The organism is Luteimonas sp. TWI596 (assembly GCF_039674105.1).
Taxonomy (GTDB): domain Bacteria; phylum Pseudomonadota; class Gammaproteobacteria; order Xanthomonadales; family Xanthomonadaceae; genus Luteimonas.
In genome coordinates this window covers 227,831-251,401 of sequence record NZ_JBDJMU010000002.1, presented here as the reverse complement: position 1 = coordinate 251,401, position 23,571 = coordinate 227,831, and the positions used below count along the sequence as shown (strand labels likewise).

The 23,571-nt window shown below is 68.3% G+C and carries 24 protein-coding genes; 12 read left to right on the top strand and 12 right to left on the bottom strand.

Features of this window, described 5'->3' with window-relative positions; translation table 11 throughout:
- Positions 1–319 precede the first annotated feature (319 nt).
- Entirely contained in the window at positions 320–2,554 is a 2,235-nt protein-coding gene (locus tag ABE487_RS02565) for a primosomal protein N' (protein ID WP_346447301.1), read from the top strand.
- A gap of 42 nt (positions 2,555–2,596) precedes the next feature.
- Here ABE487_RS02565 and ABE487_RS02560 read toward each other — a convergent pair whose 3' ends face one another.
- The 4 genes from ABE487_RS02560 to pssA form a co-directional block, all read right to left on the bottom strand.
- On the bottom strand, positions 2,597–3,370 hold the full coding sequence (locus ABE487_RS02560; protein WP_346441663.1) for an NYN domain-containing protein: 774 nt from the start codon (positions 3,368–3,370) through the stop codon (positions 2,597–2,599).
- Positions 3,371–3,437: 67 nt separating this feature from the next.
- Complete coding sequence (gene rimI / locus ABE487_RS02555) at positions 3,438–3,926, bottom strand: ribosomal protein S18-alanine N-acetyltransferase (protein ID WP_346447302.1); 489 nt, start codon at positions 3,924–3,926, stop codon at positions 3,438–3,440.
- A 1-nt stretch (position 3,927) separates the two neighbouring features.
- Positions 3,928–4,182, bottom strand: coding sequence for a hypothetical protein (locus ABE487_RS02550; RefSeq protein ID WP_346441665.1), 255 nt, complete (start codon positions 4,180–4,182; stop codon positions 3,928–3,930).
- Positions 4,179–4,949 carry a CDP-diacylglycerol--serine O-phosphatidyltransferase gene (gene pssA / locus ABE487_RS02545; protein ID WP_346441666.1) on the bottom strand — a complete coding sequence of 257 codons (771 nt, stop codon included), beginning with the start codon at positions 4,947–4,949 and terminating at the stop codon, positions 4,179–4,181. The genes ABE487_RS02550 and pssA overlap by 4 nt, the downstream gene beginning before the upstream one ends.
- A gap of 108 nt (positions 4,950–5,057) precedes the next feature.
- Between pssA and ABE487_RS02540 the strand changes: the two genes are divergently transcribed.
- The 3 genes from ABE487_RS02540 to ABE487_RS02530 all read left to right on the top strand — a co-directional run bounded on the left by ABE487_RS02540 (position 5,058) and on the right by ABE487_RS02530 (position 7,756).
- Positions 5,058–5,468: a DUF4124 domain-containing protein gene (locus ABE487_RS02540; RefSeq protein WP_346441667.1), complete on the top strand. Its 411-nt coding sequence runs from the start codon at positions 5,058–5,060 to the stop codon at positions 5,466–5,468.
- Between the two features lie 64 nt (positions 5,469–5,532).
- Entirely contained in the window at positions 5,533–7,227 is a 1,695-nt protein-coding gene (locus tag ABE487_RS02535) for a proline--tRNA ligase (protein WP_346450827.1), read from the top strand.
- Between the two features lie 166 nt (positions 7,228–7,393).
- Positions 7,394–7,756 (top strand): H-NS histone family protein, encoded by a 363-nt coding sequence (locus tag ABE487_RS02530; protein WP_346441668.1) that lies wholly within the window; start codon positions 7,394–7,396, stop codon positions 7,754–7,756.
- Positions 7,757–7,955: 199 nt separating this feature from the next.
- Here the strand turns inward: ABE487_RS02530 and ABE487_RS02525 are convergent, their stop codons facing one another.
- On the bottom strand, positions 7,956–9,212 hold the full coding sequence (locus ABE487_RS02525) for a threonine/serine exporter family protein (protein WP_346447303.1): 1,257 nt from the start codon (positions 9,210–9,212) through the stop codon (positions 7,956–7,958).
- A gap of 110 nt (positions 9,213–9,322) precedes the next feature.
- On the opposite strand from ABE487_RS02525, the gene ABE487_RS02520 reads away from it, so the two are divergent.
- The 4 genes from ABE487_RS02520 to ABE487_RS02505 are packed head-to-tail and all read left to right on the top strand — an operon-like array spanning position 9,323 to position 12,937.
- Positions 9,323–10,432, top strand: coding sequence for an ABC transporter permease (locus tag ABE487_RS02520; RefSeq protein WP_346441670.1), 1,110 nt, complete (start codon positions 9,323–9,325; stop codon positions 10,430–10,432).
- A gap of 7 nt (positions 10,433–10,439) precedes the next feature.
- Positions 10,440–11,321 (top strand): ATP-binding cassette domain-containing protein, encoded by an 882-nt coding sequence (locus ABE487_RS02515; protein ID WP_346441671.1) that lies wholly within the window; start codon positions 10,440–10,442, stop codon positions 11,319–11,321.
- A 6-nt stretch (positions 11,322–11,327) separates the two neighbouring features.
- Entirely contained in the window at positions 11,328–12,254 is a 927-nt protein-coding gene (locus ABE487_RS02510) for an MlaD family protein (protein ID WP_346441672.1), read from the top strand.
- A complete protein-coding gene (locus tag ABE487_RS02505) occupies positions 12,251–12,937 on the top strand; it encodes an ABC-type transport auxiliary lipoprotein family protein (RefSeq protein WP_346441673.1) in 687 nt (228 codons plus the stop codon). The genes ABE487_RS02510 and ABE487_RS02505 overlap by 4 nt, the downstream gene beginning before the upstream one ends.
- Positions 12,938–12,978: 41 nt before the next feature.
- Here ABE487_RS02505 and ABE487_RS02500 read toward each other — a convergent pair whose 3' ends face one another.
- Genes ABE487_RS02500 through ABE487_RS02490 form a run of 3 tightly spaced genes read right to left on the bottom strand, consistent with a single transcriptional unit; the run spans position 12,979 to position 14,976 of the window.
- Positions 12,979–13,584, bottom strand: a complete 606-nt coding sequence (locus ABE487_RS02500; RefSeq protein WP_346450825.1) for an alpha-ketoglutarate-dependent dioxygenase AlkB — start codon at positions 13,582–13,584, stop codon at positions 12,979–12,981.
- A gap of 23 nt (positions 13,585–13,607) precedes the next feature.
- Positions 13,608–14,240 carry a CoA transferase subunit B gene (locus ABE487_RS02495; protein WP_346450823.1) on the bottom strand — a complete coding sequence of 211 codons (633 nt, stop codon included), beginning with the start codon at positions 14,238–14,240 and terminating at the stop codon, positions 13,608–13,610.
- A 1-nt stretch (position 14,241) separates the two neighbouring features.
- Positions 14,242–14,976 (bottom strand): CoA transferase subunit A, encoded by a 735-nt coding sequence (locus tag ABE487_RS02490; RefSeq protein WP_346450821.1) that lies wholly within the window; start codon positions 14,974–14,976, stop codon positions 14,242–14,244.
- 110 nt (positions 14,977–15,086) lie between these two features.
- Here ABE487_RS02490 and ABE487_RS02485 point away from each other — a divergent pair, with 110 nt between their 5' ends.
- Both ABE487_RS02485 and ABE487_RS02480 read left to right on the top strand, forming a co-directional pair.
- Positions 15,087–16,436: a phosphomannomutase gene (locus ABE487_RS02485; protein ID WP_346450820.1), complete on the top strand. Its 1,350-nt coding sequence runs from the start codon at positions 15,087–15,089 to the stop codon at positions 16,434–16,436.
- 15 nt (positions 16,437–16,451) lie between these two features.
- The gene (locus tag ABE487_RS02480; protein WP_346450849.1) at positions 16,452–17,855 is read left to right on the top strand and encodes a mannose-1-phosphate guanylyltransferase/mannose-6-phosphate isomerase; all 1,404 of its coding nucleotides are present in this window, start codon (positions 16,452–16,454) and stop codon (positions 17,853–17,855) included.
- 62 nt (positions 17,856–17,917) lie between these two features.
- Here the strand turns inward: ABE487_RS02480 and rfbD are convergent, their stop codons facing one another.
- The 4 genes from rfbD to rfbB form a co-directional block, all read right to left on the bottom strand.
- Positions 17,918–18,820 carry a dTDP-4-dehydrorhamnose reductase gene (rfbD, locus tag ABE487_RS02475; protein WP_346450818.1) on the bottom strand — a complete coding sequence of 301 codons (903 nt, stop codon included), beginning with the start codon at positions 18,818–18,820 and terminating at the stop codon, positions 17,918–17,920.
- Positions 18,817–19,374 carry a dTDP-4-dehydrorhamnose 3,5-epimerase gene (rfbC, locus tag ABE487_RS02470; protein WP_346450816.1) on the bottom strand — a complete coding sequence of 186 codons (558 nt, stop codon included), beginning with the start codon at positions 19,372–19,374 and terminating at the stop codon, positions 18,817–18,819. Before rfbC ends, rfbD begins: the two co-directional genes overlap by 4 nt.
- The gene (gene rfbA, locus ABE487_RS02465) at positions 19,371–20,258 is read right to left on the bottom strand and encodes a glucose-1-phosphate thymidylyltransferase RfbA (protein ID WP_346450814.1); all 888 of its coding nucleotides are present in this window, start codon (positions 20,256–20,258) and stop codon (positions 19,371–19,373) included. The genes rfbC and rfbA overlap by 4 nt, the downstream gene beginning before the upstream one ends.
- A gap of 84 nt (positions 20,259–20,342) precedes the next feature.
- Positions 20,343–21,398 (bottom strand): dTDP-glucose 4,6-dehydratase, encoded by a 1,056-nt coding sequence (gene rfbB / locus ABE487_RS02460; RefSeq protein ID WP_346441682.1) that lies wholly within the window; start codon positions 21,396–21,398, stop codon positions 20,343–20,345.
- A 214-nt stretch (positions 21,399–21,612) separates the two neighbouring features.
- Between rfbB and ABE487_RS02455 the strand changes: the two genes are divergently transcribed.
- On the top strand, positions 21,613–22,359 hold the full coding sequence (locus ABE487_RS02455) for an electron transfer flavoprotein subunit beta/FixA family protein (protein ID WP_346450813.1): 747 nt from the start codon (positions 21,613–21,615) through the stop codon (positions 22,357–22,359).
- A gap of 100 nt (positions 22,360–22,459) precedes the next feature.
- Positions 22,460–23,404, top strand: coding sequence for an electron transfer flavoprotein subunit alpha/FixB family protein (locus ABE487_RS02450; protein ID WP_346450811.1), 945 nt, complete (start codon positions 22,460–22,462; stop codon positions 23,402–23,404).
- Positions 23,405–23,571: the final 167 nt, after the last annotated feature.

Sequence of the window (23,571 nt, the reverse complement as noted above, 5' to 3'; positions counted from 1 at the left end):
ATTTGATTCAAAAAAGGAATTTAGATTTGGCACTTTTTTGTCCAACCCAACGCCAGCCGCACTGAATCCCGCCTGTGGGGGCGGTTCAATCCGTTCATGCACAGCCTTATCCACAGGACGTGTGGATAAGCCGGATTTCGTTTCCAATCCGTCACTTGCGGCAGAAACGTGAATCTGCCCGCAACTTCGGCGCGCAAACGACGCGACCCCTGGGCTGCCTCGCACCGCCGCCCATGAGCCCGGCGCATCAGCGCTGCCGGCAGCCACCGCAGCGCGAACCCGACTGCCGTGGACGTCGCGCAGCGCCTAGACTGCGCCGGTGTCCGAATCTGCTTCCCTCCCCGCGGTGTTCCGCGTCGCGCTGCCCGTGCCGCTGCCGCGATTGTTCGACTATCGACCGCCCGTCGGCAGCGAGCCCGCCCTGCCTGCGCATGTCGGCCGACGCGTGCGGGTCCCGTTCGGCCCGCGCGAGCTTGTCGGCGTGGTGGCCGAGGTGGGCCCACCGGCCGGCGATGCCCCGCAACTGCGCGAAGCACTCGCGCTGCTCGATGACGCGCCCCTGGTTGCCGGCGAGCTCGACGCCTCCCTGCGCTGGCTGTCGCGCTACACCCACGCCCCGCTGGGCGAAGTGCTGGCGACCGCCCTGCCCGCGTCGCTGCGGCGCGGCGCCCCCCTGCCTGAGACCCATGCCTGGGCCTGGCAACTGACCGCGGCCGGCCAGACGGCGACGCCGGGCCTGAAGCCAGGCGCACGCCCGCACCGATTGGCCGAACTGCTGCAGGCGGCGCCGCGCGACGAGGACGCGCTGGACCTGCTGCTACCCGCTTGGCGCAGCGCGGCCCGCGCACTCGCGGCGCGTGGCCTGGTCGAACGCATCGCCATCGCCGCGTCCGGTCTTGCACCGGCCCCGCAGGCCGGGCCCGCCCCCAACCCCGAGCAATGCGCCGCGATCGACGCGGTGACCGCCACCGACGGTTTCGCCGCGCTGCTGCTCGATGGCGTGACCGGCAGCGGCAAGACCGAGGTCTACCTGCAGGCCATCGCGCATTGCCTGGCACGCGGACGCCAGGCCTTGGTGCTGGTGCCCGAGATCGGCCTGACCCCACAGACGCTGGCGCGCTTTCGCGCCCGCCTGGGCGTGCCGGTGCACGCCTTGCATTCGGGCCTGGGCGATGGCGAGCGTGCGCGGGTCTGGGCAGCCGCCTGGCGCGGCGAATCGCGGGTGATCGTCGGCACCCGCTCAGCGGTGTTCGTGCCCCTGCCCGACGCTGGCCTGATCGTCGTCGATGAAGAGCACGACGGCAGCTACAAGCAGCAGGACGGCATCCGCTACCACGCCCGCGATTTCGCGCTGGTACGCGGCAAGGCGCTGGGCGTGCCCGTGCTGCTGGGCAGCGCCACGCCGTCGCTCGAGTCGCTGCACAACGCCGTGGCCGGGCGCTACCGGCACCTGCGGCTGGCGCAACGCGCAGGCGGCGCACGACCGCCGGCGGTCCGCGTGCTGGATGTCCGCAAGCGCCCGCTCGAAGCCGGCCTGTCGCCCGACCTGCTCGTCGCGATCCGCGGTGCGCTCGATGCCGGCGGCCAAGTGCTGGTGTTCAAGAACCGCCGCGGCTACGCCCCCGTGCTGCTATGCCATGACTGCGGCTGGAGCGCGCACTGCCCGCGTTGCAGCACCCCCGAGCACGGCCATCCAATGACCGTGCATGCCGGCGGCCGCCGGCTGCAGTGCCACCATTGCGGCCACCGACAGAGCGCACCACCGGCCTGCCCCGACTGCGCCAGCCTGGGCCTGCAGCCGCAGGGCATCGGCACCGAACGGCTGGAGGAACTGCTGGCCGCGCGCTTTGCCGACGTGCCGGTGCTGCGGATCGACCGCGGCAGCACCCGGCGGCGGGATGCGCTCGAACGGCTGTTCGCCGAACTGGGCGCACGCCCGGGCATCCTGATCGGGACGCAGATGCTCGCCAAGGGGCACGACCTGCCGAACCTGACGCTTGTCTGCGTGGTCGGCGTCGACGAGGGCCTGTTCTCGGCCGATTTCCGTGCTGGCGAAAAGCTGGCGCAATTGCTGATCCAAGTCGCCGGCCGTGCCGGCCGCGCCGACAAGGCCGGGCAGGTGCTGCTGCAAACCCACCACCCCGACCATGCGCTGCTGCAGACGCTGGTCCACGGCGGCTACCACGCCTTCGCCGCCGAAGAGCTCGACCAGCGCCAGGCGGCCGGCTTTCCGCCGTTCGTGCCGCTGGCGCTGCTGCGCGCCGAATCGCCGCACGCGCAGCCGCCGATGGTCTTCCTGCACGCGGCCCGCGCGCTGCTCGCCGCCCACATCGGGCGCGACGCGAACGGCGCACCGACGCTGTCGCTCGACGGCCCGGTCGCCGCCCCCATGCCCAGACGCGCCGGCACCTATCGCGCGCAGCTGCTGTTGGCCGCCGATCACCGTGCGCGCCTGCATGGCGTGCTGGAGGCCACATTGCCGGCGCTCCATGCGCTCCCCGAGGCCCGTCGGACCCGCTGGTCGCTGGATATCGACCCGGTGGACCTGTACTGAGCCCGGGCAAAGGATACGGGCGTTGCAACCCGATGCCCGCGCTCAGGCCGCCGAGGCACCTCGACGGCTGCGGCTTCTGGGGTTGGGCTTCGGCGCCTCGCGGATCTCCACGGCCTGGCCGTCGCGGCGAACCTCGAACAGGCCGACGGCATCGATCAACGCGCTGAGATTGCGATAGCCGTAGTTGCGTGCATCGAACGACCCCTGGTTGCGCACATGGCTGCCGACCGCCCCCAGGTGCGACCAGCCCTCGTCGTCGGCGCCGGCGGCGACCGCGTTGCGCAGCAGTTGCACCAGTTCGCGATCGCCCTGCAGCTCGGCCGACGTCCTCGCCTTTACCGACCCGCCGTTGTCGGTCTCGTCGAGCGCACGGAGTTTCTCGAGGTAGAGGAACGTCGAGCAGGCCTTGACGAACGGCGCCGGCGTCTTTTCCTGCCCGAACCCGTAGACCCCGTAGCCGTCGTTGCGCAGGCGCATCACCAGTGGCGTGAAGTCGGCGTCGCTCGACACGATCGCGAAACCGTCGAGGTTGCGCGCGTACATCAGGTCCATCGCATCGATGACCATCGCCATGTCCGAGGCGTTCTTGCCGGTGCTGTAGGCAAACTGCTGGATCGGACGGATCGCGTACTCGTGCAGCACCTTCTCCCATCCCGACAAATGCTGGCTCTTCCAGTTGCCGTAGGCGCGGCGCACATTGGCCACGCCGTGCCGAGCGATTTCGGCCAGGATCACATCGATCTTGGAGGCCGGGGCGTTATCGGCATCGATCAGCAGCGCGATGCGTTTCTCGTCGTCGATCCGTTGGCCGTGCATGGCCGTGCTCCTGTGGGCGCTGTGCGCGAGAGCGCCAGTCTGCCCGATCGGCGCCAGCGCTGCGCCTTCAGGGGTCGAGCAGTTCGCGCGCCATCACGATCGCGTCTTCGCGCCCGTGATGGGCCGGGTAGTAGCGCGGGCGGCGGCCGATCTCGTTGAAGCCCTCGTCGTGATAGAGCGCGATCGCATGCGGGTTGGACGGACGCACCTCCAGGAACACCCGCTGTGCGCCATGGCGGCGCGCGGTGTCCACCAGTGTGCGGAACAGGCGCCGCCCCAGTCCGCAGCCCTGGACATGGAGATCGACGCAGACATTGAGCACGTGCGCCTCACCGGCCGCGATACTCAGTACGCCGTAGCCCAGGATGTCGGCATCGGCATGCAGCACCCAGGCCGGATAGCCCGCGCGCAGGCAATCTTCGAAAATGCCGCGTGTCCACGGAAACGGGTAGGCACGCAGTTCGACCGCCATCACCGCATCCAGGTCGTCGTCCCGCATCGGCCGCAACGTCGCTGCGGCGGCGCGCAGCGTCGGCATGTCGATCGGCGCGTCCATGTCAGCCTGCGCGCACGCGCAGACGCCGCAGGGCCGGCCACAGCGCGCGCTTGGCCTGGGCATCGCGCAGCGTCCGCAGTTCGCCCAGGCTGCGATAGATCGCGAAGGCGTCCTCGGCATCGCGGCTGCGACCGGCCGCGCGCAGCAAGGCATCGAGCAACGCATCGTCGGGCAGCGTCTGTCCAGGCAGCTGCGCGCGATAGCGCACGTGCCCGAGCGCATCGAGCGCGGCGCACTGCAGCGCATCCCAGGTCATGGCGTCGCTCCCGCGCCGCCTCGCCGCCGCAGGCACCACAGCACCGGGCCCGACAGCGCGTACAGCAACGACGCGGCGAGCAAGGTCTTGGGCGGATCCACCCACAACGCGATCAGAATGCCGACCGCGACCACCAGCGCCACGAACGGCACCCGGTCCGAACGCGGGCCACGGCCACTGCCCTTGAAGCTGGTGTAGCGGATACGGCTGACCATCAGCAGCGCCGCTACGACGGTCACCCCGAGGGCCAAAAAGCGCAGGTCGTCGCCACTGAACTCCAACTCGTGGCAGGTCCAGACGAAACTGGCCATCAAGCCGGCTGCGGCCGGGCTCGCCAGCCCGACGAAATAGCGTTTGTCGACCGTCGCGACCTGGCTGTTGAATCGCGCCAGCCGCAGCGCGGCGCATGCGGCGTAGAGGAAGGCCCCCAGCCAGCCGATCTTGCCCAGCGTCGGCCCGTCGAGCCGCAGCGACAGCAGCGCCCAGTGGTACATGACCATCGCCGGCGCCATGCCGAAGCTGATCAGATCGGCCAGCGAGTCGTACTGGACGCCGAACTCGCTCTGGGTATTGGTGAGCCGTGCGACGCGCCCATCGATGCCGTCGAGGATCGCGGCCACGAAGATCGCCAGGCATGCAGCGGTGAACCGGCCCTGGGACGCGGCGATGATTGCGAAGAAGCCGGCGAACAGGCCACCGGTGGTGAACAGGTTCGGCAGCAGGTAGATGCCGCGGCCGCGGCGCGGCGTGGGGTCGGTCTCGCTCATCGCACGAGTGTAGCGCCTGGACGGCCGTGGCCGTCGGCCGAACGGTTGCGCGCCCGTCCCGGGGGTGCTGGAATCGCGCCCGTCCCCTGCTCGGCTCCTGGAGCCCCCATGCGCCGTGCCCTCGCCCTGCTCTGCCTCGTGCTGCTGGCCTGCCCGGCCATGGCCGGGGATGTCTACACCTGGAAGGACGCAGCGGGCGTCACCCACTATTCCCAGACCCCGCCCCCGTCCGGCGTGCGCTATCAATTGCGGACTGTCCGCCAGGACGCGACACAGACCGCGACGCGCGACCGGTCCGGCGAAGCCCCCGTGGTGCCGGCGCTGACCGCCACGCCCGGCACCGATGCCGGCAGCCTCCAGGCGCAGTGCGCTCTGGCGAAGGACAGCGTCGCCGCGCTCGAAACCGACGCCCCGGTCCGCCAGGCCGGCGAAGACGGCCGGTTACGCGAGCTCTCGCCTGCCGAACGCGTCGACCAGTTGGCACTGGCCCGTGCCGCGGTGCGCGCCTACTGCCGCTGATCGCCGCGAGGCTGCAGGCCCGCGTGGCACAATGCTGGGTCCGATCCCGACCCAGATGCCGCCGATGCGCCTGTCGCAGTTCCACCTCCGTACCGAAAAGGAAACGCCCGCCGACGCCGAGCTCGTCAGCCACAAGCTGATGCTCAAGGCCGGCATGCTGCGCAAGCTGGGCGCAGGGATCTATCTCTGGTCGCCACTGGGCTTGCGCGTGCTGCGCAAGGTGGAAGCAGTCGTGCGCGAGGAGATGGATGCCGCCGGCGCGATCGAATTGCTGATGCCGACCATCCAGCCGCGCGAACTGTGGGAGGAAAGCGACCGCTGGCAGAAATTCGGCCCGCAGTTGCTGAAGGTGAAGGACCGCAAGGCGCAGGAGTTCTGCTATGCGCCCACCGCCGAGGAAGTGATCACCGATTTCGCCCGCGGCGAACTGGCCAGCTACAAGCAGCTGCCGTTGAATTTCTACCAGATCCAGACGAAGTTCCGCGACGAGATCCGCCCGCGTTTCGGCGTGATGCGCTCGCGCGAGTTCGTCATGAAGGACGCCTACTCGTTCGACATCGACGAGGCGGGCATGGCGGCCTCCTACCAGAAGATGCACGCGGCCTATACCCGGATATTCACCCGGCTGGGCCTGGATTTTCGCGCGGTGCAGGCCGATTCCGGTGCCATCGGCGGCGACGCCTCGCAGGAATTCCACGTGCTGGCCGAATCGGGCGAGGACGCACTGGTGTTTTCCACCGCTTCCGATTATGCCGCCAACGTCGAGGCCGCCCGCGCTGCCGCGCCTGGCGCGCGACCGGCGCCCAGCGAGGCGCTGCGCCGGGTGGAGACGCCCACCCAGAAGACCTGCGAGGACGTCGCCGCGCTGCTCGGCATCGCGCTGGCCCGCACCGCCAAATCGATCGCGTTGATGGCCGGCGATCAGTTCGTGCTCGCCCTGGTCCGCGGCGATCACGCCGTCAACGAGATCAAGCTCGCCAAGGTCGAGGGCCTGGCCGATTACCGGCTGGCGAGCGAGGCGGAAATCGCCGATTACCTGGGCAGTGCGCCGGGCTTCCTGGGCCCGGTCGCCCCGCGCCGACCGATCCGGGTCGTGGCCGACCTGGAAGTCGCCGCGATGGCCGACATCGTATTCGGCGCGAACGAGGCCGGCTGGCATCTTGCAGGCGTCAACTGGGGCCGCGACGTGCCCGAGCCGGACGTCGTGGCCGACATCCGCGACGTGGTTGCCGGCGATCGCGCCGAGGACGGCGGCGAACTGCGCATGGTGCGCGGCATCGAAGTGGGCCACGTCTTCCAGTTGGGCCGCAAGTACGCCGAAGCGATGGATTTCAAGGTGCTCGATGCCGCTGGCAAGGCCGTGGTGCCGTGCATGGGCTGCTACGGCATCGGCGTGTCGCGCGTGGTGGCTGCGGCGATCGAACAGAATCACGACGACAACGGCATCATCTGGCCGGCGGCGATGGCGCCGTGGCAAGTCGCGGTCTGCGTGATCAATCCCAAGAACGAAACCCACGTCGCCGAGGCGGCCGAGGCGCTATATCGGGAATTGCTGGCGGCCGGCATCGAGACCGTGCTCGACGACCGCGGCCTGCGGCCCGGCGCGATGTTCGCCGACATCGAATTGATCGGCGTGCCCCATCGCGTGGTGGTATCGGGCCGCGGGTTGGCTTCGGGCACCTACGAATATCGTCGACGTACGGTGGCGGACGCAGAGAATCTCGATCGCGAATCGCTGTTCTCCAGGCTTCGCGACTGAAGTTTCCTGCAGCCGCCACAGCGCCGGTTAATCCCTCGGCCCATCTCGCGCCAGGTCCGGCGACCGCGCCGGGCGCGGCGATGATTTGTTTCCTGGGATAATCCCGATTATGATGCCCGCCATGCCAAAGGACTGGTCACCCCATTAACCAGCCGGAGCCGTACACATGGCGTTTGACCTCAATGCATTTTCCCCGCAGCAACTCGATGCGCTGATTGCCCAGGCCAAGGAGCGCAAGACCACGCTCAAGAAGCGCAAGCCGCTGGCCACTGTGCGCAAGAAGCTCACCGACCTGGCCGCTGCGGAAGGGTACAGCGTTGCCGAACTGTTCGGCACGGCGGGTGCTGCAGCCCCCACCAAGGCCGGCCGCACCGGGCCTGCCAAGGGCCGCAAACTCGGCAAGGTGCCGCCGAAGTATCGCAACCCGGCCAACAAGGCCGAAACCTGGACCGGTCGCGGCAAGCAGCCGTTGTGGCTGGCCGCCCAGATCAAGAAGGGCAAGAAGCTCGAAGAGTTCCTGATCAAGTAATCGGGACTGCTTTCGAAACGAGAAAAGGCGCCGTTGGCGCCTTTTTCTTGGCGTTTCACCGCCGGCAACCGCACCTTTCGCAGCGTCCCCGTGCGCGCACCGAGCCTCGAAGCTCGGCAGCCTGGTGGCCCGCGGTCCCGCCACGAATGTCGAAGGGGCGCCGTTGCGCCCGAATCGCCAACGACACCCGCGCCATGCCTTACAGATTCTTTCGCGCAGGCAGCAGCACGTTGCCGAAGATCAGGCCGGCAATCAGCGCCATCACGATATTCATCACCAGCAGCGCGGCCTCTTGGCCTGCGGCGACGTTCTGCTGCTGCATCAGATTCATCAGGCCGCGCAGGCTGTTGCTGCCCGGCACCAGCATGATGATGCCCGGGACCCGGATCACCGCACCCGGACGGTCGGCCCAGCGCGCATAGCCGTTGCCCGCCGCCGTGATCACCAGTGCGGCAACGAACAGGCCGATCTCCGGGCCCAGCGCCGCCCCGACCCAGCGCGAGATCAGGTAGCCCGACGCCGCTGCCGCCATCACCACCAGCACGTCGCGCTTGCCTGCGCGAAACAGGATGGCGAACGCGCCTGCGGCGACCACCAATGCCCCCCATTCCACCCAATCGGGCTGTGGCCGCATCGCGCGCACATTCGGCGAGACCCCGAGCAACTGCGCCAGCGCCAACGCGATGATCGTGCCGATGGTCAGCTTGAGCACCGTGGTAATGGCGCCGGCGAACCGCGCGGTACCCGACACCAGGTGCTGGCTGGTGAGTTCGTTGATCGCATTGGTCAGCGCCATGCCCGGCAGCATCACGATCAGCGAGGCGATGATGACCGTGTTGAGGTTGAGCGGGCTCAGGAACGCCGACACGAGGATGGCGACGAAGCCGGCGAGCATGCCGGCCAGCGCGTCACCGGCCTCCTTGAGTCGGGTCCCGTTGCGAGTCACCAGGTCGAGCAGTCCGATCAGCAGCCCGATCGTGCCGGCAGTGGCGATATCCGGCCAGGGCAGCCGCCACAGCCCGGCCACCCCGGTGGCCACCAGTGCGAAGCCGAGCACGTGCAGCGCCCTCCCTGCCCGCCCCGGCTGGCGCTGGTCGAGTGCACGCAGCGCCGCATGGCCCTCGGCCAGGTCCATGCCGCCGGCCATCACCTGCTCGGCAATCCGGTCGGTCTCGCACAGCTTGTACAGATCCACCTCGCCCGGGGGCATGCGGATCACGCGGGTCGTGTCGCTGTCGCCGGGCGGACGCAGCGGATCGCTGAATGTCAGGATCATGCCGGTGGGATTGACCCAGGGCTCGCATTCGATGCCCAGCCGCTGGGTCACCGCGATCACCGCCCCTTCCAGGCGCTGCGCGGTGGTGCCATAGGCATGCAGATGCTCGGCAAGCTCGACCACGAAGGCGATGCGGGCGGCGTAGCTGGCGGAGGTCAGCGAGGCGATCGTCGTGGACATCGGCACAGCATGGCATGGGCGCGCCAAGACGGCGATGCGTGATGCCCGGCGTCACATGGATTTTCGGTATTCTCGTCCGTGTTTGCCCCCGCCCCGGACGCACGCGCCGAATGACCGCCTCCCGACACGCCACGCCCAGCGCAGACGCCGACGATGCCGGCCGGCTGCGGCTGCACGGCGACTGGACACTCGACCATGCGAGTGCGATCGAGCAGGTGCTGCGCGAGGCCGACGGCGCTGCGGATGTCGATGCGACCGGCGTGGACCGGCTCGACTCGGTCGGGGTGCTGCAACTGCGGCATTACGCCAACAAGCGACAGCTCGATTTCGCGGCATTCGATTTCCGGCAGGACCATCGCGCGCTGGTCGAGGCGATCGATGAAGTGGCCGACGACCGCCCGCCGCGCAAGCGCGAGTACGGCTTTGCCGCAGCGCTCGGCCGGCTGGGCTACACGATGCACGGCAACTGGCGCAGGATCGTGTCGCTGGTGAGCTTCCTGGGCGAACTGCTGGTCAAGCTCGCGCGGCTGGCCGCCTCCCCGCGTCGGCTGCGGGTCACCTCCACCGTCCACCACATGGAGCAGGTGGGCCTGGACGCAGTGCCGCTGGTGGCCTTGCTGTCGTTCATGGTCGGCGCGGTGATCGCGTTCCTGGGCGCATCGGTGCTGGCCGATTTCGGCATGACGATCTTCGTCGTCGAGCTGGTGTCGATCGCGTTCCTGCGCGAATTCGGCGTGCTGCTGACCGCGATCCTGCTGGCTGGCCGGACCGCGAGCGCGTTCACCGCGCAGATCGGCGCGATGGTCGGCCGCGAGGAGGTCGACGCGATCCGCACACTGGGGCTCGACCCGGTGGACCTGCTGGTCATTCCGCGGGTGCTCGCGCTGATGGCGATGCTGCCGCTGCTGACCTTCATCGCGATGGTCGCCGGCCTGATCGGTGGCCTGTCGGTCGGCGCCTTCAGCCTCGACATCCCGCCGCAGGCCTACCTGTCGCGCATGCACGAACAGATGGAATTGCGGCATTTCCTGGTCGGCATGTCCAAGGCCCCGCTGTTTGCGATCGTCATCGGCCTGATCGGCTGCCTGGAGGGCCTGCAGGTCGAAGGCACCGCGCAGTCGGTGGGCGAACGCACGACCTCGAGCGTGGTCCAGTCCATTTCGCTGGTCATCGTGCTCGACGCGTTTGCCGCGATCTGGTTCATGCACATGGGATGGTGAAGACGTGATGGGCGAATCGAAACATCACGAAAGCGAAGGCCCGCCGGTCGATGCGGGCGCCGCGGTTTCGCCCCTCCCAGATGCCGGGCAGGACGCCGGCGACGCCGACATCGCCATTCGCGTGCGCGGGCTGGTCAACCGCTTCGGCGAGCAGGTCGTGCACGAGGATCTGGACCTGGATGTGCGTCGCGGCGAGATCCTGGGCGTGGTCGGCGGTTCGGGCACCGGCAAGTCGGTGTTGATGCGCGCGATCCTCGGACTGCGTGCGCCGCAGGCGGGCAGTATCGAGGTTCTGGGCGCCGATGCGCTGTCGCGCGACCCCGAAAGTCGCAGCCACATCGAGCGCCATACCGGCGTGCTGTTCCAGGATGGCGCCCTGTTCTCGTCGCTGACGGTCGGGGAGAACGTGGAGGTGCCGTTGAAGGAGCATCACGGCAGCCTGCCCGACAAGCTGCGCTACGAGCTGGCCTTGCTGAAGGTCAAGCTCGCCGGCCTGCCGGCCGACGCGGTCAGCAAGCTGCCCTCGCAGCTCTCCGGCGGCATGCGCAAGCGGGCCGGCCTGGCGCGCGCCCTGTCGCTCGACCCGCCGCTGCTGTTCCTCGACGAACCCACGGCCGGCCTGGATCCGATCGGCGCGGCCGCATTCGACCGCCTGATCCGCACCCTCCAAGAGGCGCTGGGGTTGACCGTCTTTCTCATCACACACGACCTCGACACGCTCTACGCTATCTGTGACCGGATTGCGGTCCTGGCCGACAAGCGGGTCATCGCGGTCGCGCCGGTCGAGGAGATCGAACGGGTCGACCACCCGTGGATCCAGGATTACTTTCACGGCCCGCGCGGCCGTGCCGCACGAGATGCCAGGGCCAACGCGCCAGGAGCCCAGTAGACGACCATGGAAACCAGAGCCAACTACGTCCTGATCGGCGCGTTCACGCTTGTGGCGACGATCGCCTTGCTCGGCTTCGCGCTGTGGGCCGCCAAGTACTCGTCGGACCGCAGCTGGAACGAGTTCGACGTGATCTTCCGCGAGCCGGTGACCGGCCTGACCGAAGGCAGCAGCGTGCAGTACAACGGCATCGCCGTCGGCACGGTCGACAACCTGCAGCTGGCGCCGGAGGACCCGCGGCAGGTCATCGCACGGCTGCGGATCCAGGCCAACGCGCCGGTCAAGACCGACACCCGCGCCCGGATGTCGATGACCAGCCTGACCGGCTCGCCGATCATCCAGCTCACCGGCGGGTCGCCGGAGGCCGCATTGCTCACGGTGTCCGATGGCGACGACGTACCGGTGATCCAGACCGAGGCCTCGGCGCTGCAGAACATTTCCGACACCGCCAACCGTCTGGTCGAACGCCTCGACCAGGTGTTGAGCGAAGAGAACGTTGCCCGCATTTCGCAGACGCTGGCCAACATCGAGGGCATGACCGGGGCCGTTGCCGGCCAGCGCGAGGACCTGGGCGCGATGATCGTCAACGCCCGCCGCGCCAGCGAACAGCTCGAACAGACCCTGACCACGACCAACCGCGCGATGACCAGCTTCGACCGGGAACTGGTGCAGAAGCTGCCCGACCTCGTTGCGCGGCTCGACAGCACCCTGGCCCGGCTCGACTCCGCGGCCGGCGGCGCCGATACGATCCTCAACGAGAACCGCGCCGCGATCAGCAGCTTCGCCAATGACGGCCTGTCCCAGCTGGGCCCGACGCTGGGCGAGCTGCGCTCGCTGGTCCGCGACCTGCGCCGCATCAGCGACCGTCTCGACGCCAACCCTGCGCGCTACCTGCTCGGCCGCGACGCCCCGAAGGAGTTCGACCCGGAATGAAACTCTCCTCGACCGCGACCCGCGATGTCGCACGCGCGTCGGCCGGCCTGCTGCTGGTCACCCTGCTCGGCGCCTGTTCGTCGCTGCTCGGCGGCGGTGCCGGCGACCGCGAACGCTCGACGATCTACGCCCCGGATCCGCGCGTGCAGACAGCCGCGCAGTGGCCGCATGCCGACTGGCAACTGACCCTGAGCCCACCGACGGCCGCGCGCATGATCGACAGCTTCCGCATCGCGGTGCGTCCGACGCCCAGCGAGCTGCAGGTCTATCGCAGCGCGAGCTGGGCCAAGACCCCCACTGACATGCTGCAGGACGTGGTGCTGCGCACGCTCGAGGACTCGGGCCGGATCCCGGCGGTCGCGCGCCAGGGCGCGGGCATCACCGCCGACTACAAGCTGGTGATCGACCTGCGACGCTTTGAGGCCGATTACGCCGGCAACGCGATACCGGCGGCGACGATCGAAGCCAATGCCAAGCTGATCCACAACATCGACCAGACCGTGGTCGGCTCGCGCACATTCCTTGCCGCGATCCCCGCCAGCGGCACCGAGGTCGCGCAGGTCGTCGACGCATTCGGCACTGCGCTGCAGAGCATGGGCGGCGAGATGGTCGGCTGGATCCTGACCTCGGGCAATGCCCACGAGGCCAGCCACCATGGTGCATCGCCCCCGCCCTCGCGCTGATCGCTCCGGCGCGCGCACCACGCTCGAACCCCGGCGGCGGCTCAGCGCAGGATGCGCCGGAACGTCAGGTTGATGCGCGGCCCGACCGGTCGCGCCGTCCTGGGCAGCGCATGCCCATAGCGGGCCTGCGTGTCGCCACGCATCACCAACAGGCTGCCGTGCGCCAGATCCAGCGCCAGGCGCGCCGGCGGTTGTCCGGGCGGCGTGTCGCGCGCCTTGAGCAGGAACCGCCGCGTCGCGCCGAGACTCAACGATGCGATCACCGGCCGGGGCCCGAGCTCGGGCTCGTCGTCGCTATGCCAACCCATCGCGTCGCGGCCGTCGCGGTAGAGATTGGCCAGCACGCTGTCGAACGCCGTTCCGGCCGCCGCCGACACCCGGTCCCGCACCGCCCGCAGCGCCGCGGGCCAGGGGTGCGGATCGAAGCGCACCCCCGAGTACCGGTAGGCCGCCCCCGGATCGCCGATCCAGCAACTCAGCCGCGGCGCATCGATCTGCCGCCCGAAGATGCGCAGGCGATGCGTCGTCCACGGCAACCCGACCTGCAGCGCAGCGAACAGTGTGTCGGCCACCGCGGCGGGCAGCCAATCCGGGTCGAAAGCAAGATCGGCGCCGGGAAGCGAAAGCGCGCCGTCAGTCGGACCCATCTCGCGTCCTCGCTGGCAGGTTTTTAGGGGGTTGCGAACGCAACCCCGGTCTTGGCCTCGAGCGACTGCACGTCCACGTCATCGGCCATTTCGACCAGCACCAATCCGTCTGGCGTCACGTCGAACACCGCCAGGTCGGTGATGATGCGATCGACCACGCCGACGCCGGTCAGCGGCAGCGTGCATTCGGGCAGGATCTTGTGGCCACCGTCCTTGGCGACGTGCTCCATCAACACGACCACGCGCTTGACGCCGGCCACGAGGTCCATCGCGCCGCCCATGCCCTTGACCATCTTGCCGGGCACCATCCAGTTGGCGAGGTCGCCGCGATCGGTGACCTGCATCGCGCCGAGGATCGCCAGGTCGATATGACCGCCACGGATCATTGCGAACGAGTCGTGGCTGCCGAAGTAGCTCGCGCCCGGGCGCGCGGTGACGGTCTGCTTGCCGGCATTGATCAGGTCGGCGTCCAGTTCGTCCTCGGTCGGGAACGGGCCGATGCCCAGCAGCCCGTTCTCGGACTGCAGCCAGACGTCGACGCCGTCGGGAATGTGGTTGGCCACCAGCGTCGGCAGGCCGATGCCGAGATTGACGTAGGCGCCGTCGGTGAGCTCACGGGCGGCGCGGGCCGCCATCTGATCGCGGGTCCAGGCCATCTCAGTTCCCCTCCTGCCGTACGGTGCGTTGCTCGATGCGCTTTTCCGGGTTCGCGTTCACGACGATGCGGTCGACGTAGATCCCCGGCAGGTGCACCTGGTCGGGATCGATGTCGCCAGTCTCGACCAACTCCTCGACCTCAGCCACGCAGAGCTTGCCGGCCATCGCGCAAGCCGGGTTGAAGTTGCGCGCGGTCTTGCGGAACACGAGATTACCGGCCTTGTCGGCCTTCCAGGCCTTGACCAATGCCACGTCGGCGACCAGGGCCGTCTCGAGCACATAGTGGCGGCCATCGAACTCGCGCGTTTCCTTGCCTTCGGCGACGACGGTGCCATAGCCGGTGGCGGTGAAGAACGCCGGAATCCCGGCGCCGCCGGCACGCAGGCGCTCGGCCAGCGTGCCCTGCGGGTTGAACTCCAATTCCAGTTCGCCGCCCAGATACTGGCGTTCGAATTCCTTGTTCTCGCCGACGTAGGAGGAAATCATCTTGCGGATCTGCCGGGTCTCCAGCAGTTGCCCCAGGCCGAAGCCATCGACGCCGGCGTTGTTGGAGATCGCCGTCAGCCCGGTCACGCCCGAGTCACGCAATGCGGCAATCAGCGCCTCAGGGATGCCGCACAGGCCGAAGCCGCCAACCGCGAAGGTCTGGCCATCGGCGACGACACCGGCCAGCGCCGACGCCGCATCGGGGTACAGCTTGCCGCGGCGGGCCGCGGCGGAACTCTGCTCGCTCATCTCGATCCTCGTGGCGCAACTCGTCCCATTCTAGCCGGCAGCGCGCCTTGCCGCCGGTCGGTCGACGTGCGGGATAGAATCGGCATTCCCCCTTTCCACATGGATGCGCCATGCCCCTGCCCGCTTTCAAGGCCTACGACCTGCGCGGTCGCGTGCCCGACGAACTCAACCCGGCGCTGGCCCGCGACATCGGCGTCGCGCTGGCCACGCAGCTCGAGCCGGGGGCCGTGGTCCTGGGCCGCGACGTGCGTTTGACCAGTCCAGAGCTGCAGACCGCGCTGTCGGAAGGGCTGCGCAGCCAGGGCCGCGAGGTCGTGGATATCGGCGTAGGCGGGACCGAGGAGGTCTACTTCCAGGTCGACCGACTCGGCGCGGCCGGTGGCGTCATGGTGACCGCCAGCCATAACCCGATGGACTACAACGGTATGAAATTGGTCAGGCAGCAGGCGCGGCCGATCAGTTCCGATACTGGCTTGTTCGCGATCAGCGACGCGGTCGAGGCGGGCAACCTGCCGCCGCCCGTGGCCGATCCGGGCAGCGAACGGGCCTACACCGACAAATCCGACTACATCGCGCACCTGCTTGGCTACGTCGAGGCGGCCGCGCTGCGTCCGCTCAAGCTGGTGGTCAACGCGGGCAACGGCGGCGCTGGGGCAATCGTGGACCTGCTCGCCCCGCACCTGCCATTCGAGTTCGTGCGCGTCTTCCACGAGTCCGACGGCCGCTTCCCCAACGGCATTCCCAACCCGCTGCTGCCCGAGAACCGCCAGGCGACCGCCGATGCAGTGCGAGAACATGGCGCGGATTTCGGCATCGCCTGGGACGGCGACTTCGACCGTTGCTTCTTCTTCGACGAGGCCGGCACGTTCATCGAGGGCTATTACCTGGTCGGGTTGCTGGCGCAGGCGATCCTGGCCAAGCAGCCGGGCGGCAAGGTCGTGCACGACCCGCGCCTGGTCTGGAACACCGTCGAACAGGTCGAGGCCGCCGGCGGCGTCCCGGTGTTGTGCAAGAGCGGGCATGCCTTCATCAAGGAGAAGATGCGCGCCGAGGATGCGGTCTACGGCGGCGAGATGAGTGCCCACCACTACTTCCGCGAATTCGCCTATGCCGACTCGGGCATGATCCCGTGGCTGCTGATCGCCGAACTGGTCTCCAAGAGCGGGCGCACCCTCGGTGATCTCGTCGCCGCGCGCGTGCAGAAGTTCCCCTGCAGCGGCGAGATCAACTTCCGCGTCGCCGATGCCAAAGTCGCCGTCGAGCGCGTGATGGCGCACTACGCCGCGCAGTCGCCGACGCTCGACCACACCGACGGCATCAGTGCCGACTTCGGCGACTGGCGCTTCAACCTGCGCAGCTCCAATACCGAACCCCTGCTGCGGCTCAACGTCGAGACCCGCGGCGACCGCGCGCTGCTCGAGGCGCGGACGCGGGACATCTCCACCCTCCTCAGTACCTGAATGAAGGAATCACCAGTGAGCCAACTCCAACCCGTCATTCTGTCCGGCGGCTCGGGCACGCGCCTGTGGCCGCTGTCGCGCGAGTCCTACCCCAAGCAGTTCCTGCCTCTGGTCGGGGACTTGACGATGCTTCAGGCGACCTGGAAGCGTGTTGCAGGCATCGCCGAACTGCCACCAATCGTCGTCGCGAACGAGGAGCATCGCTTCGTCGTCGCAGAACAGCTGCAGCAAGTCCAGGCCGGCCCCCAAGCCATCGTCCTCGAACCGTTCGGCAGGAACACAGCGCCTGCGATCGCGCTGGCTGCGCTGGAGGCAACGCGGGACGGCGCCGATCCGCTACTGCTGATCCTGCCCTCCGATCATGTGATCGGCGACGAACAAGCTTTCATCGATGCGGTGGGCGATGCCCGATCCGCAGCCGAGGCGGGCAACTTGGTGACGTTCGGCATCGTGCCCACCGGGCCGGAAACCGGTTATGGCTATATCAAGGCCGGCTCTGGCGCGTCGACCCGACCGGTCGATCGTTTTGTCGAGAAGCCCGACTTCGCGACTGCACAGCAATACGTGGCGTCCGGCGAGTATTTCTGGAATAGCGGTATGTTCCTGTTCAAGGCGTCGCGCTACCTCGAGGAACTCGCTCAGCACCATCCCGGGATTCTCGCCGGAAGCCGAAACGCGCTGGCATCTGCGCGTCGAGATGCGGATTTCATCCGGATCGATGGGGATGCGTTCGCGGCGACCCCTTCGGATTCGATCGACTATGCGGTCATGGAGAAGACCTCGACTGCCACAGTGACGCCGCTCGATGCCCAATGGAGCGACGTCGGCTCATGGGCCTCCCTGCGCGAGGTCAGCCCCCAGGACGCGGACGGCAATGCGCACCATGGCGATGTCGTGGCGATCGATTGTCGCAATACCTATGCGCACGGCAACCGCCTGATCGCGATGATCGGCCTGGAGGACACGATCGTCGTCGAGACCGATGACGCGATCCTCGTGGGACGCAGCGACCGGATCCAACAGGTCAAGGACGTCGTCGCCGAGCTCAAGGCGCGCAAGCTGCCGCAGGCAAGCTGGCACCGCAAGGTCTACCGGCCCTGGGGCGCCTACGATTCGATCGACAACGGCGCGCGCTTTCAGGTCAAGCGCATCACCGTCAAGCCCGGCGCGACACTGAGCCTGCAGATGCACCACCACCGCGCCGAGCACTGGATCGTCGTCAGCGGCACGGCCGAGGTCACGCGCGGCGACGACGTGCTGCTGTTGAGCGAAAACCAGAGCACCTACATCCCGCTCGGCGTAACCCACCGCCTGCGCAACCCGGGCAAGCTGCCGCTGGAGCTGATCGAAGTGCAGTCGGGCAGTTACCTTGGCGAGGACGACATCGTGCGCTTCGAGGATACCTACGGCCGCGCTTGACGCATGCCCGTCGCTCGACCTCAAGGACGGCGCCCTCGGGCGCCGTCCTGCATTCGGGCCTGTCAGCGATCCGCGGAGAGCGTATCGAGCACGCTGCCCAGTGCGGCTTGCCACTCGGGCAGGACGACACCGAAATCGCGCTCCAGCGCGCCAGTGTCCAGGCGCGAGTAGGCCGGACGCTTGGCGGGCGTCGGATAGTCGGCCGTCGTGATCGGCTCGACCGTCGGCGCACGTGCGATCAGACCACGTGCGAGCGCGCCTTCGAAGATGGCCTCGGCGAAGCCATGCCAGCTGGTTTCGCCGCGTGCGGTCAGATGCCAGGTGCCGCGCCGCTTGCTGCCGTCCTGCAGCAATTGCGCGGTCACGTCGGCGATCAGCGCGGCCGGTGTGGGCGTGCCGACCTGGTCGGCGACCACGCGGAGCACATCGCGCTCGGCGCCCACGCGCAACATCGTGCGCAGGAAATTGTGGCCATGCGCTGCATAGACCCAGGCCGTGCGCAGAATCAGATGCTGTCCGCCGGCGGCCCGGATCGCCTCCTCGCCGGCCAACTTGCTGGCGCCGTAGACGCCCAGCGGCGCGGTGGCGTCGTCCGGCCGGTACGGGCGCGTGCCTTGGCCGTCGAACACGTAGTCGGTCGAGTAGTGCACCAGCGGCACGTCGTGCGCGGCGCACCAGCGTGCGATCGCACCCGGCGTCGTCGCGTTGGCAGCGAATGCGGCCTCCTGCTCGCTTTCGGCCTTGTCGACGGCGGTGTAGGCCGCCGCATTGACCACCCGCTCCGGCCGCGTGGCATCGAACAGCGCCACGACGGCCTCGGCGTCGGCAAAGTCCGCCTGCAGGCACGGCGCGCCGTCGGCGAGCCTGCCGCTGCGCGTCGTGGCCTGGACTGCACCGAGCGGTGCGAGTGAGCGCAGCAGTTCGCGGCCGACCTGGCCGTTGGCGCCGAAGACCAGCGTGGTCATGCGCGCAGGTCCGGCAGCCGATCCTGAGCAATGTCGGCCAACAGCGGCGCCTGCGCATCCTTGTCCGACAGCAGAGGCGCCTGGATCGGCCATTCGACGCCGATCTGCGGATCGTCCCAGCGCACGCCGGCGTCGGCTTCCTTGACGTAGACGTCGGTACACAGGTAACTGAACAACGCCGTCTCCGACAGCACTGCGAAGCCATGCGCGAAGCCTTCTGGAATCCAGAACTGGCGCTTGTTCTCGGCGCTCAGCAGCACCCCGTCCCATTGCCCAAAGGTCGGCGAGCCGCGCCGGATGTCGACCGCCACGTCGAACACTTCGCCCTGGAGCACGCTGACCAGCTTGCCCTGCGGCCGCGGCCACTGGTAGTGCAGGCCACGCAGCACGCCCTTTGCGGACGAGGACACATTGCTCTGTACGAAGGTCGTGGGCAGGCCATGCTGGCCGAAGCGCGCCGCGTTCCAGGCCTCGAAGAAGAAACCGCGGGCATCGCCGAACACGGCAGGCTCGATGACCAGGCAGCCGGCGAGAGGAGTTTCGACAATCCTCAACGCACCACTCCCCGGTTGACGAGATTCAACAGATACTGGCCATAGCCACTTTTGGCCAGCGGCCCGGCCAGCGCCATCAGCCGCTCGGCATCGATCCAGCCCTGTCCGAAGGCGATCTCCTCCGGACAGCACACCTGCAGGCCCTGCCGGTCCTGGATGGTCTGGATGAAATTGGAGGCTTCGTGCAGCGACTGGTGCGTGCCGGTGTCGAGCCAAGCGTAGCCGCGGCCGAGCTGTTCGAGATACAGCGCGCCGTCGTCCAGATAGCGGCGGTTGAGGTCGGTGATCTCCAGTTCCCCGCGCGGCGAGGGCGCGAGTTCGGCGGTGTAGTCGCTGGCCCGGCCATCGTAGAAGTACAGGCCGGTCACGGCGTAGTTGGAACGCGGCTGCTCGGGTTTCTCGGCGATGTCGACGACCTTGCCATCGGCATCGAACTCGGCCACACCGTAGCGCTCGGGATCGTTGACCCAGTAGCCGAAGACCGTCGCGCCGTCGCCGCGCGCGTCTGCCCGCCGAAGCGTGTCGGTCAGGCCATGGCCGTGGAAGATGTTGTCGCCCAGCACCAGGCAGCTCGGCTTGCCGCCGACGAACTCGCGCCCGATCAGGTACGCCTGCGCCAGGCCATCGGGACTGGGCTGCACCGCATAGCGGATGTCCATGCCCCACTGCGACCCGTCGCCGAGCAGTGCCTGGAACAGCGCCTGCTCGTGCGGGGTATTGATGATCAGCACCTCGCGGATGCCCGCCAGCATCAGCACGCTGAGCGGGTAGTAGATCATCGGCTTGTCATAGACCGGCAGCAACTGCTTGCTGACGCCCTTGGTGATCGGATACAGCCGGGTCCCCGATCCGCCGGCCAGGATGATGCCCTTGCGTTGCGTCATTGGAATTCTCTCGTCTCCTCCCCGCGCGCGGGGATCACTGATCTCCCTCCCCCGCACGCGGGGGAGGGCCGGGGTGGGGGCGCTTCAGGCCGCGGTCCCAATCCGCTCGAGCCGGTAGCTGCCATCGAGGATGCCGCGCACCCAGTCCTGGTTGTCCAGGTACCAGTCGACGGTCTCGGCAATGCCACTCTCGAAGGTGTGGCGCGGCGTCCAGCCCAGCTCGTTCTGCAACTTGGAGGCATCGATCGCATAGCGCCGGTCATGGCCCGGCCGGTCGGCGACGAAGGTGATCTGGCTGCTGCGCGGCTGGCCATCCTCGCGGGGACGGCGCGCGTCGAGCAGTCGGCAGATCGTCTCGACGACCTCGAGATTCCGGCGCTCCGAGTCGCCGCCGACGTTGTAGGTCTCGCCAACCCGGCCCTTCTCGAGCACCGTGCGGATCGCCTCGCAGTGATCGGTCACGAACAGCCAGTCGCGCACCTGCTGGCCGTCGCCGTAGACCGGCAGCGGCTCGCCGGCCAGCGCCTTGGCGATCACCAGCGGAATGAGCTTCTCGGGGAAATGGTAGGGGCCGTAGTTGTTGGAGCAGTTGGTGGTCAGCGTCGGCAGGCCGTAAGTGTGGTGGAACGCGCGCACCAGGTGGTCGGACGCCGCCTTGGAGGCCGAGTACGGCGAGTTCGGCGCATACGGCGTGGTCTCGGTGAACTTGCCGGTCTCGCCGAGCGTGCCGTAGACCTCGTCGGTGGACACATGCAGGAAACGGAAGGCTGCCTTGGCGTCGCCGTCGAGGCCCTTCCAGTAATCGCGCACGGCCTCGAGCAGCCCCAGTGTCCCGACGACATTGGTGTCGATGAACGCGGCCGGGCCGTCGATGGAGCGGTCGACGTGGCTCTCGGCCGCGAAGTTGAGCACCGCATCGGGCCGGTGCTCGGCCAACAGCCGGGAGACCAGGGTCCGATCGCCGATGTCGCCATGCACGAAGACGTGGTCGGCGTTGCCTTCCAGCGAGGCCAGGGTCTGCAGGTTGCCCGCGTAGGTCAACGCATCGAGGTTGACCACGCGCACGCCCAGGCGGACCGCCTCGAGCACGAAATTACCGCCGATGAAGCCGGCACCGCCGGTGACGAGCCAAGTGGGCACGGAAACACGCTCCTTTGCACGAGTGCGTCGAGCCGCCAGTTGGGGGGCGGGAGGACAGAATACCGGTCCGTGCGCTTGCCGACCTGCACAGAACCGGTCCCCGACACCGACATCCCTCGCTCCCCGACGCTCACACCGCTAGAATCGGGGAATTCGCCCCGTGCCTGCCGCCGCGGCCGGGTGACCCGTCAGACATCTAAGGAATGCCCGCCCGATGAAGATCCTCGTCGCCTACAAGCGCGTGGTGGACTACAACGTCCGCATCCAGGTTAAGCCCGACGGCTCCGGCGTCGTCACCGACGGCGTCAAGCTGTCGGCCAACCCCTTCGACGAGATCGCGCTCGAAGAAGCGCTGCGTCTGCGCGACAAGGGCGTCGCGACCGAGGTCGTGGTCGCCACCATCGCACCGGCCGACGCCCAGGCGCATCTGCGCAACGGCCTGGCGATGGGTGCCAATCGGGCGCTACACGTGGTCTGCGACCAGCCGATCCAGCCGCTGACCGCGGCGCGCACGCTGCTCAAGCTGGTCGAGAAGGAACAGCCGGACCTCGTCATTCTCGGCAAGCAGGCGATCGACGACGACGCCAACCAGACCGGCCAGATGCTGGCCACGCTGTGGGGGCGTCCGCAGGCGACCTTCGCCAGCAAGCTCGAGGTCGCCGACGGCAAGGCCACCGTGATCCGCGAGGTCGACGCCGGCCTGGAAACCCTCGAAGTGGACCTGCCCGCCGTCGTGACCACCGACCTGCGCCTGAACGAACCGCGCTTCATCAAGCTGCCGGACATCATGAAGGCCAAGGCCAAGCCGCTCGAGTCGATCCCGTTCGCCGACCTCGGCGTGGACGCGGCCGACACGCTCACGACCTCGCGTTACGAGGCACCGGCCAAGCGCAGCAAGGGCGTCATGGTCAAGGACGCGGCCGAGCTCGTTGCCGCGCTGAAGGCCAAGGGCCTGCTCTGAACCGTCGCTCCCGCACCGCGGGAGCCCAGTGACTGCCGGCCGAAGCCGGAGTGCATCGACGCGGTCCGGCCCGGACGCGACGATTCCCAGGAGAACTTCCATGTCCAACGTCCTCGTCATCGCCGAACACCTCGACGGCAAGCTCAACGCCAGCGCGACCGCCAAGACTGTCGCCGCGGCGCAGGCCCTGTCGCCGGCTACCATCGATATCGTCGTGCTCGCCGCCGACCCTGCCAGCGCCGCGACCGACGCGGCGACCATCGCGGGGGTCGCCAAGGTGCTCACGGTCGCAAGCCCGGCCAATGCGCAGCCGCTGGCCCAGGTGCTCGGCCCGCAGATCGCCAAGCTCGCCGCCGGCTACAGCCATGTCTTCGCACCGTCGACCACTTTCGGCAAGGACCTTATGCCGGTGGTCGCCGCCCTGCTTGGCGTCAACCAGATCTCCGACCTGATGACGGTCGAGGGCAGCCACACCTTCAAGCGCCCGATCTACGCGGGCAATGCCATCGTCACCGTCGAGGCCCCTGCCGACCAGCCCGTGGTCGCCACCGTGCGCACCGCGTCGTGGCAGGAAGCCGCACGCGGCGGGAGCGCAGTGATCGAGCCGACCACCGTCGATGCCGACCTGCCCACCCATACGCGCTTCGTGGCCCTGGCGGCCGGCAGTACCGATCGTCCCGACCTGCAGAGCGCCAAGCGCGTCGTCTCGGGTGGCCGCGGCGTCGGCTCGGAAGAGAACTTCAAGATCATCTTCGACTTCGCCGACAAGCTCGGCGCGGCCGTCGGCGCTTCGCGTGCGGCTGTCGACGCCGGCTACGTTCCCAACGAGCTGCAGGTCGGCCAGACCGGCAAGATCATCGCACCCGAGCTCTATGTCGCGATCGGCATCAGCGGCGCGATCCAGCACCTGACCGGCATCAAGGACGCGGGCACCATTGTCGCGATCAACAAGGATGCCGACTCACCGATCTTCGAGATCGCCGACATCGGCCTGGTGGGGGACTTGTTCAAGGTGCTGCCGGAGTTGGAAGCCGCATTGGACTGATGTGAGTCGACCCCACGTGCCGTCGACGGAATCTTGACCCAAGGAATGCCGTCGACCGAGGTCGATCCGATGTGCCCCAGCGATAACGCCAAGCGGCCTTGAGAGCATCGTCGCGAAGAAGTGGCCGGGCATGCCGTCAGCCCGGCCGACCTTCCTTGCACAGAGAA

Bases quoted from the DNA above. Each gene is read 5' to 3' on its own strand.
- ABE487_RS02560 (WP_346441663.1), bottom strand. From the start codon at position 3,370: ATGCACGGCCAACGGATCGACGACGAGAAACGCATCGCGCTGCTGATC.
- rimI (WP_346447302.1), bottom strand. From the start codon at position 3,926: ATGGACGCGCCGATCGACATGCCGACGCTGCGCGCCGCCGCAGCGACG.
- ABE487_RS02550 (WP_346441665.1), bottom strand. From the start codon at position 4,182: ATGACCTGGGATGCGCTGCAGTGCGCCGCGCTCGATGCGCTCGGGCAC.
- pssA (WP_346441666.1), bottom strand. From the start codon at position 4,949: ATGAGCGAGACCGACCCCACGCCGCGCCGCGGCCGCGGCATCTACCTG.
- ABE487_RS02540 (WP_346441667.1), top strand. From the start codon at position 5,058: ATGCGCCGTGCCCTCGCCCTGCTCTGCCTCGTGCTGCTGGCCTGCCCG.
- ABE487_RS02535 (WP_346450827.1), top strand. From the start codon at position 5,533: ATGCGCCTGTCGCAGTTCCACCTCCGTACCGAAAAGGAAACGCCCGCC.
- ABE487_RS02530 (WP_346441668.1), top strand. From the start codon at position 7,394: ATGGCGTTTGACCTCAATGCATTTTCCCCGCAGCAACTCGATGCGCTG.
- ABE487_RS02525 (WP_346447303.1), bottom strand. From the start codon at position 9,212: ATGTCCACGACGATCGCCTCGCTGACCTCCGCCAGCTACGCCGCCCGC.
- ABE487_RS02520 (WP_346441670.1), top strand. From the start codon at position 9,323: ATGACCGCCTCCCGACACGCCACGCCCAGCGCAGACGCCGACGATGCC.
- ABE487_RS02515 (WP_346441671.1), top strand. From the start codon at position 10,440: ATGGGCGAATCGAAACATCACGAAAGCGAAGGCCCGCCGGTCGATGCG.
- ABE487_RS02510 (WP_346441672.1), top strand. From the start codon at position 11,328: ATGGAAACCAGAGCCAACTACGTCCTGATCGGCGCGTTCACGCTTGTG.
- ABE487_RS02505 (WP_346441673.1), top strand. From the start codon at position 12,251: ATGAAACTCTCCTCGACCGCGACCCGCGATGTCGCACGCGCGTCGGCC.
- ABE487_RS02500 (WP_346450825.1), bottom strand. From the start codon at position 13,584: ATGGGTCCGACTGACGGCGCGCTTTCGCTTCCCGGCGCCGATCTTGCT.
- ABE487_RS02495 (WP_346450823.1), bottom strand. From the start codon at position 14,240: ATGGCCTGGACCCGCGATCAGATGGCGGCCCGCGCCGCCCGTGAGCTC.
- ABE487_RS02490 (WP_346450821.1), bottom strand. From the start codon at position 14,976: ATGAGCGAGCAGAGTTCCGCCGCGGCCCGCCGCGGCAAGCTGTACCCC.
- ABE487_RS02485 (WP_346450820.1), top strand. From the start codon at position 15,087: ATGCCCCTGCCCGCTTTCAAGGCCTACGACCTGCGCGGTCGCGTGCCC.
- rfbD (WP_346450818.1), bottom strand. From the start codon at position 18,820: ATGACCACGCTGGTCTTCGGCGCCAACGGCCAGGTCGGCCGCGAACTG.
- rfbA (WP_346450814.1), bottom strand. From the start codon at position 20,258: ATGACGCAACGCAAGGGCATCATCCTGGCCGGCGGATCGGGGACCCGG.
- ABE487_RS02455 (WP_346450813.1), top strand. From the start codon at position 21,613: ATGAAGATCCTCGTCGCCTACAAGCGCGTGGTGGACTACAACGTCCGC.
- ABE487_RS02450 (WP_346450811.1), top strand. From the start codon at position 22,460: ATGTCCAACGTCCTCGTCATCGCCGAACACCTCGACGGCAAGCTCAAC.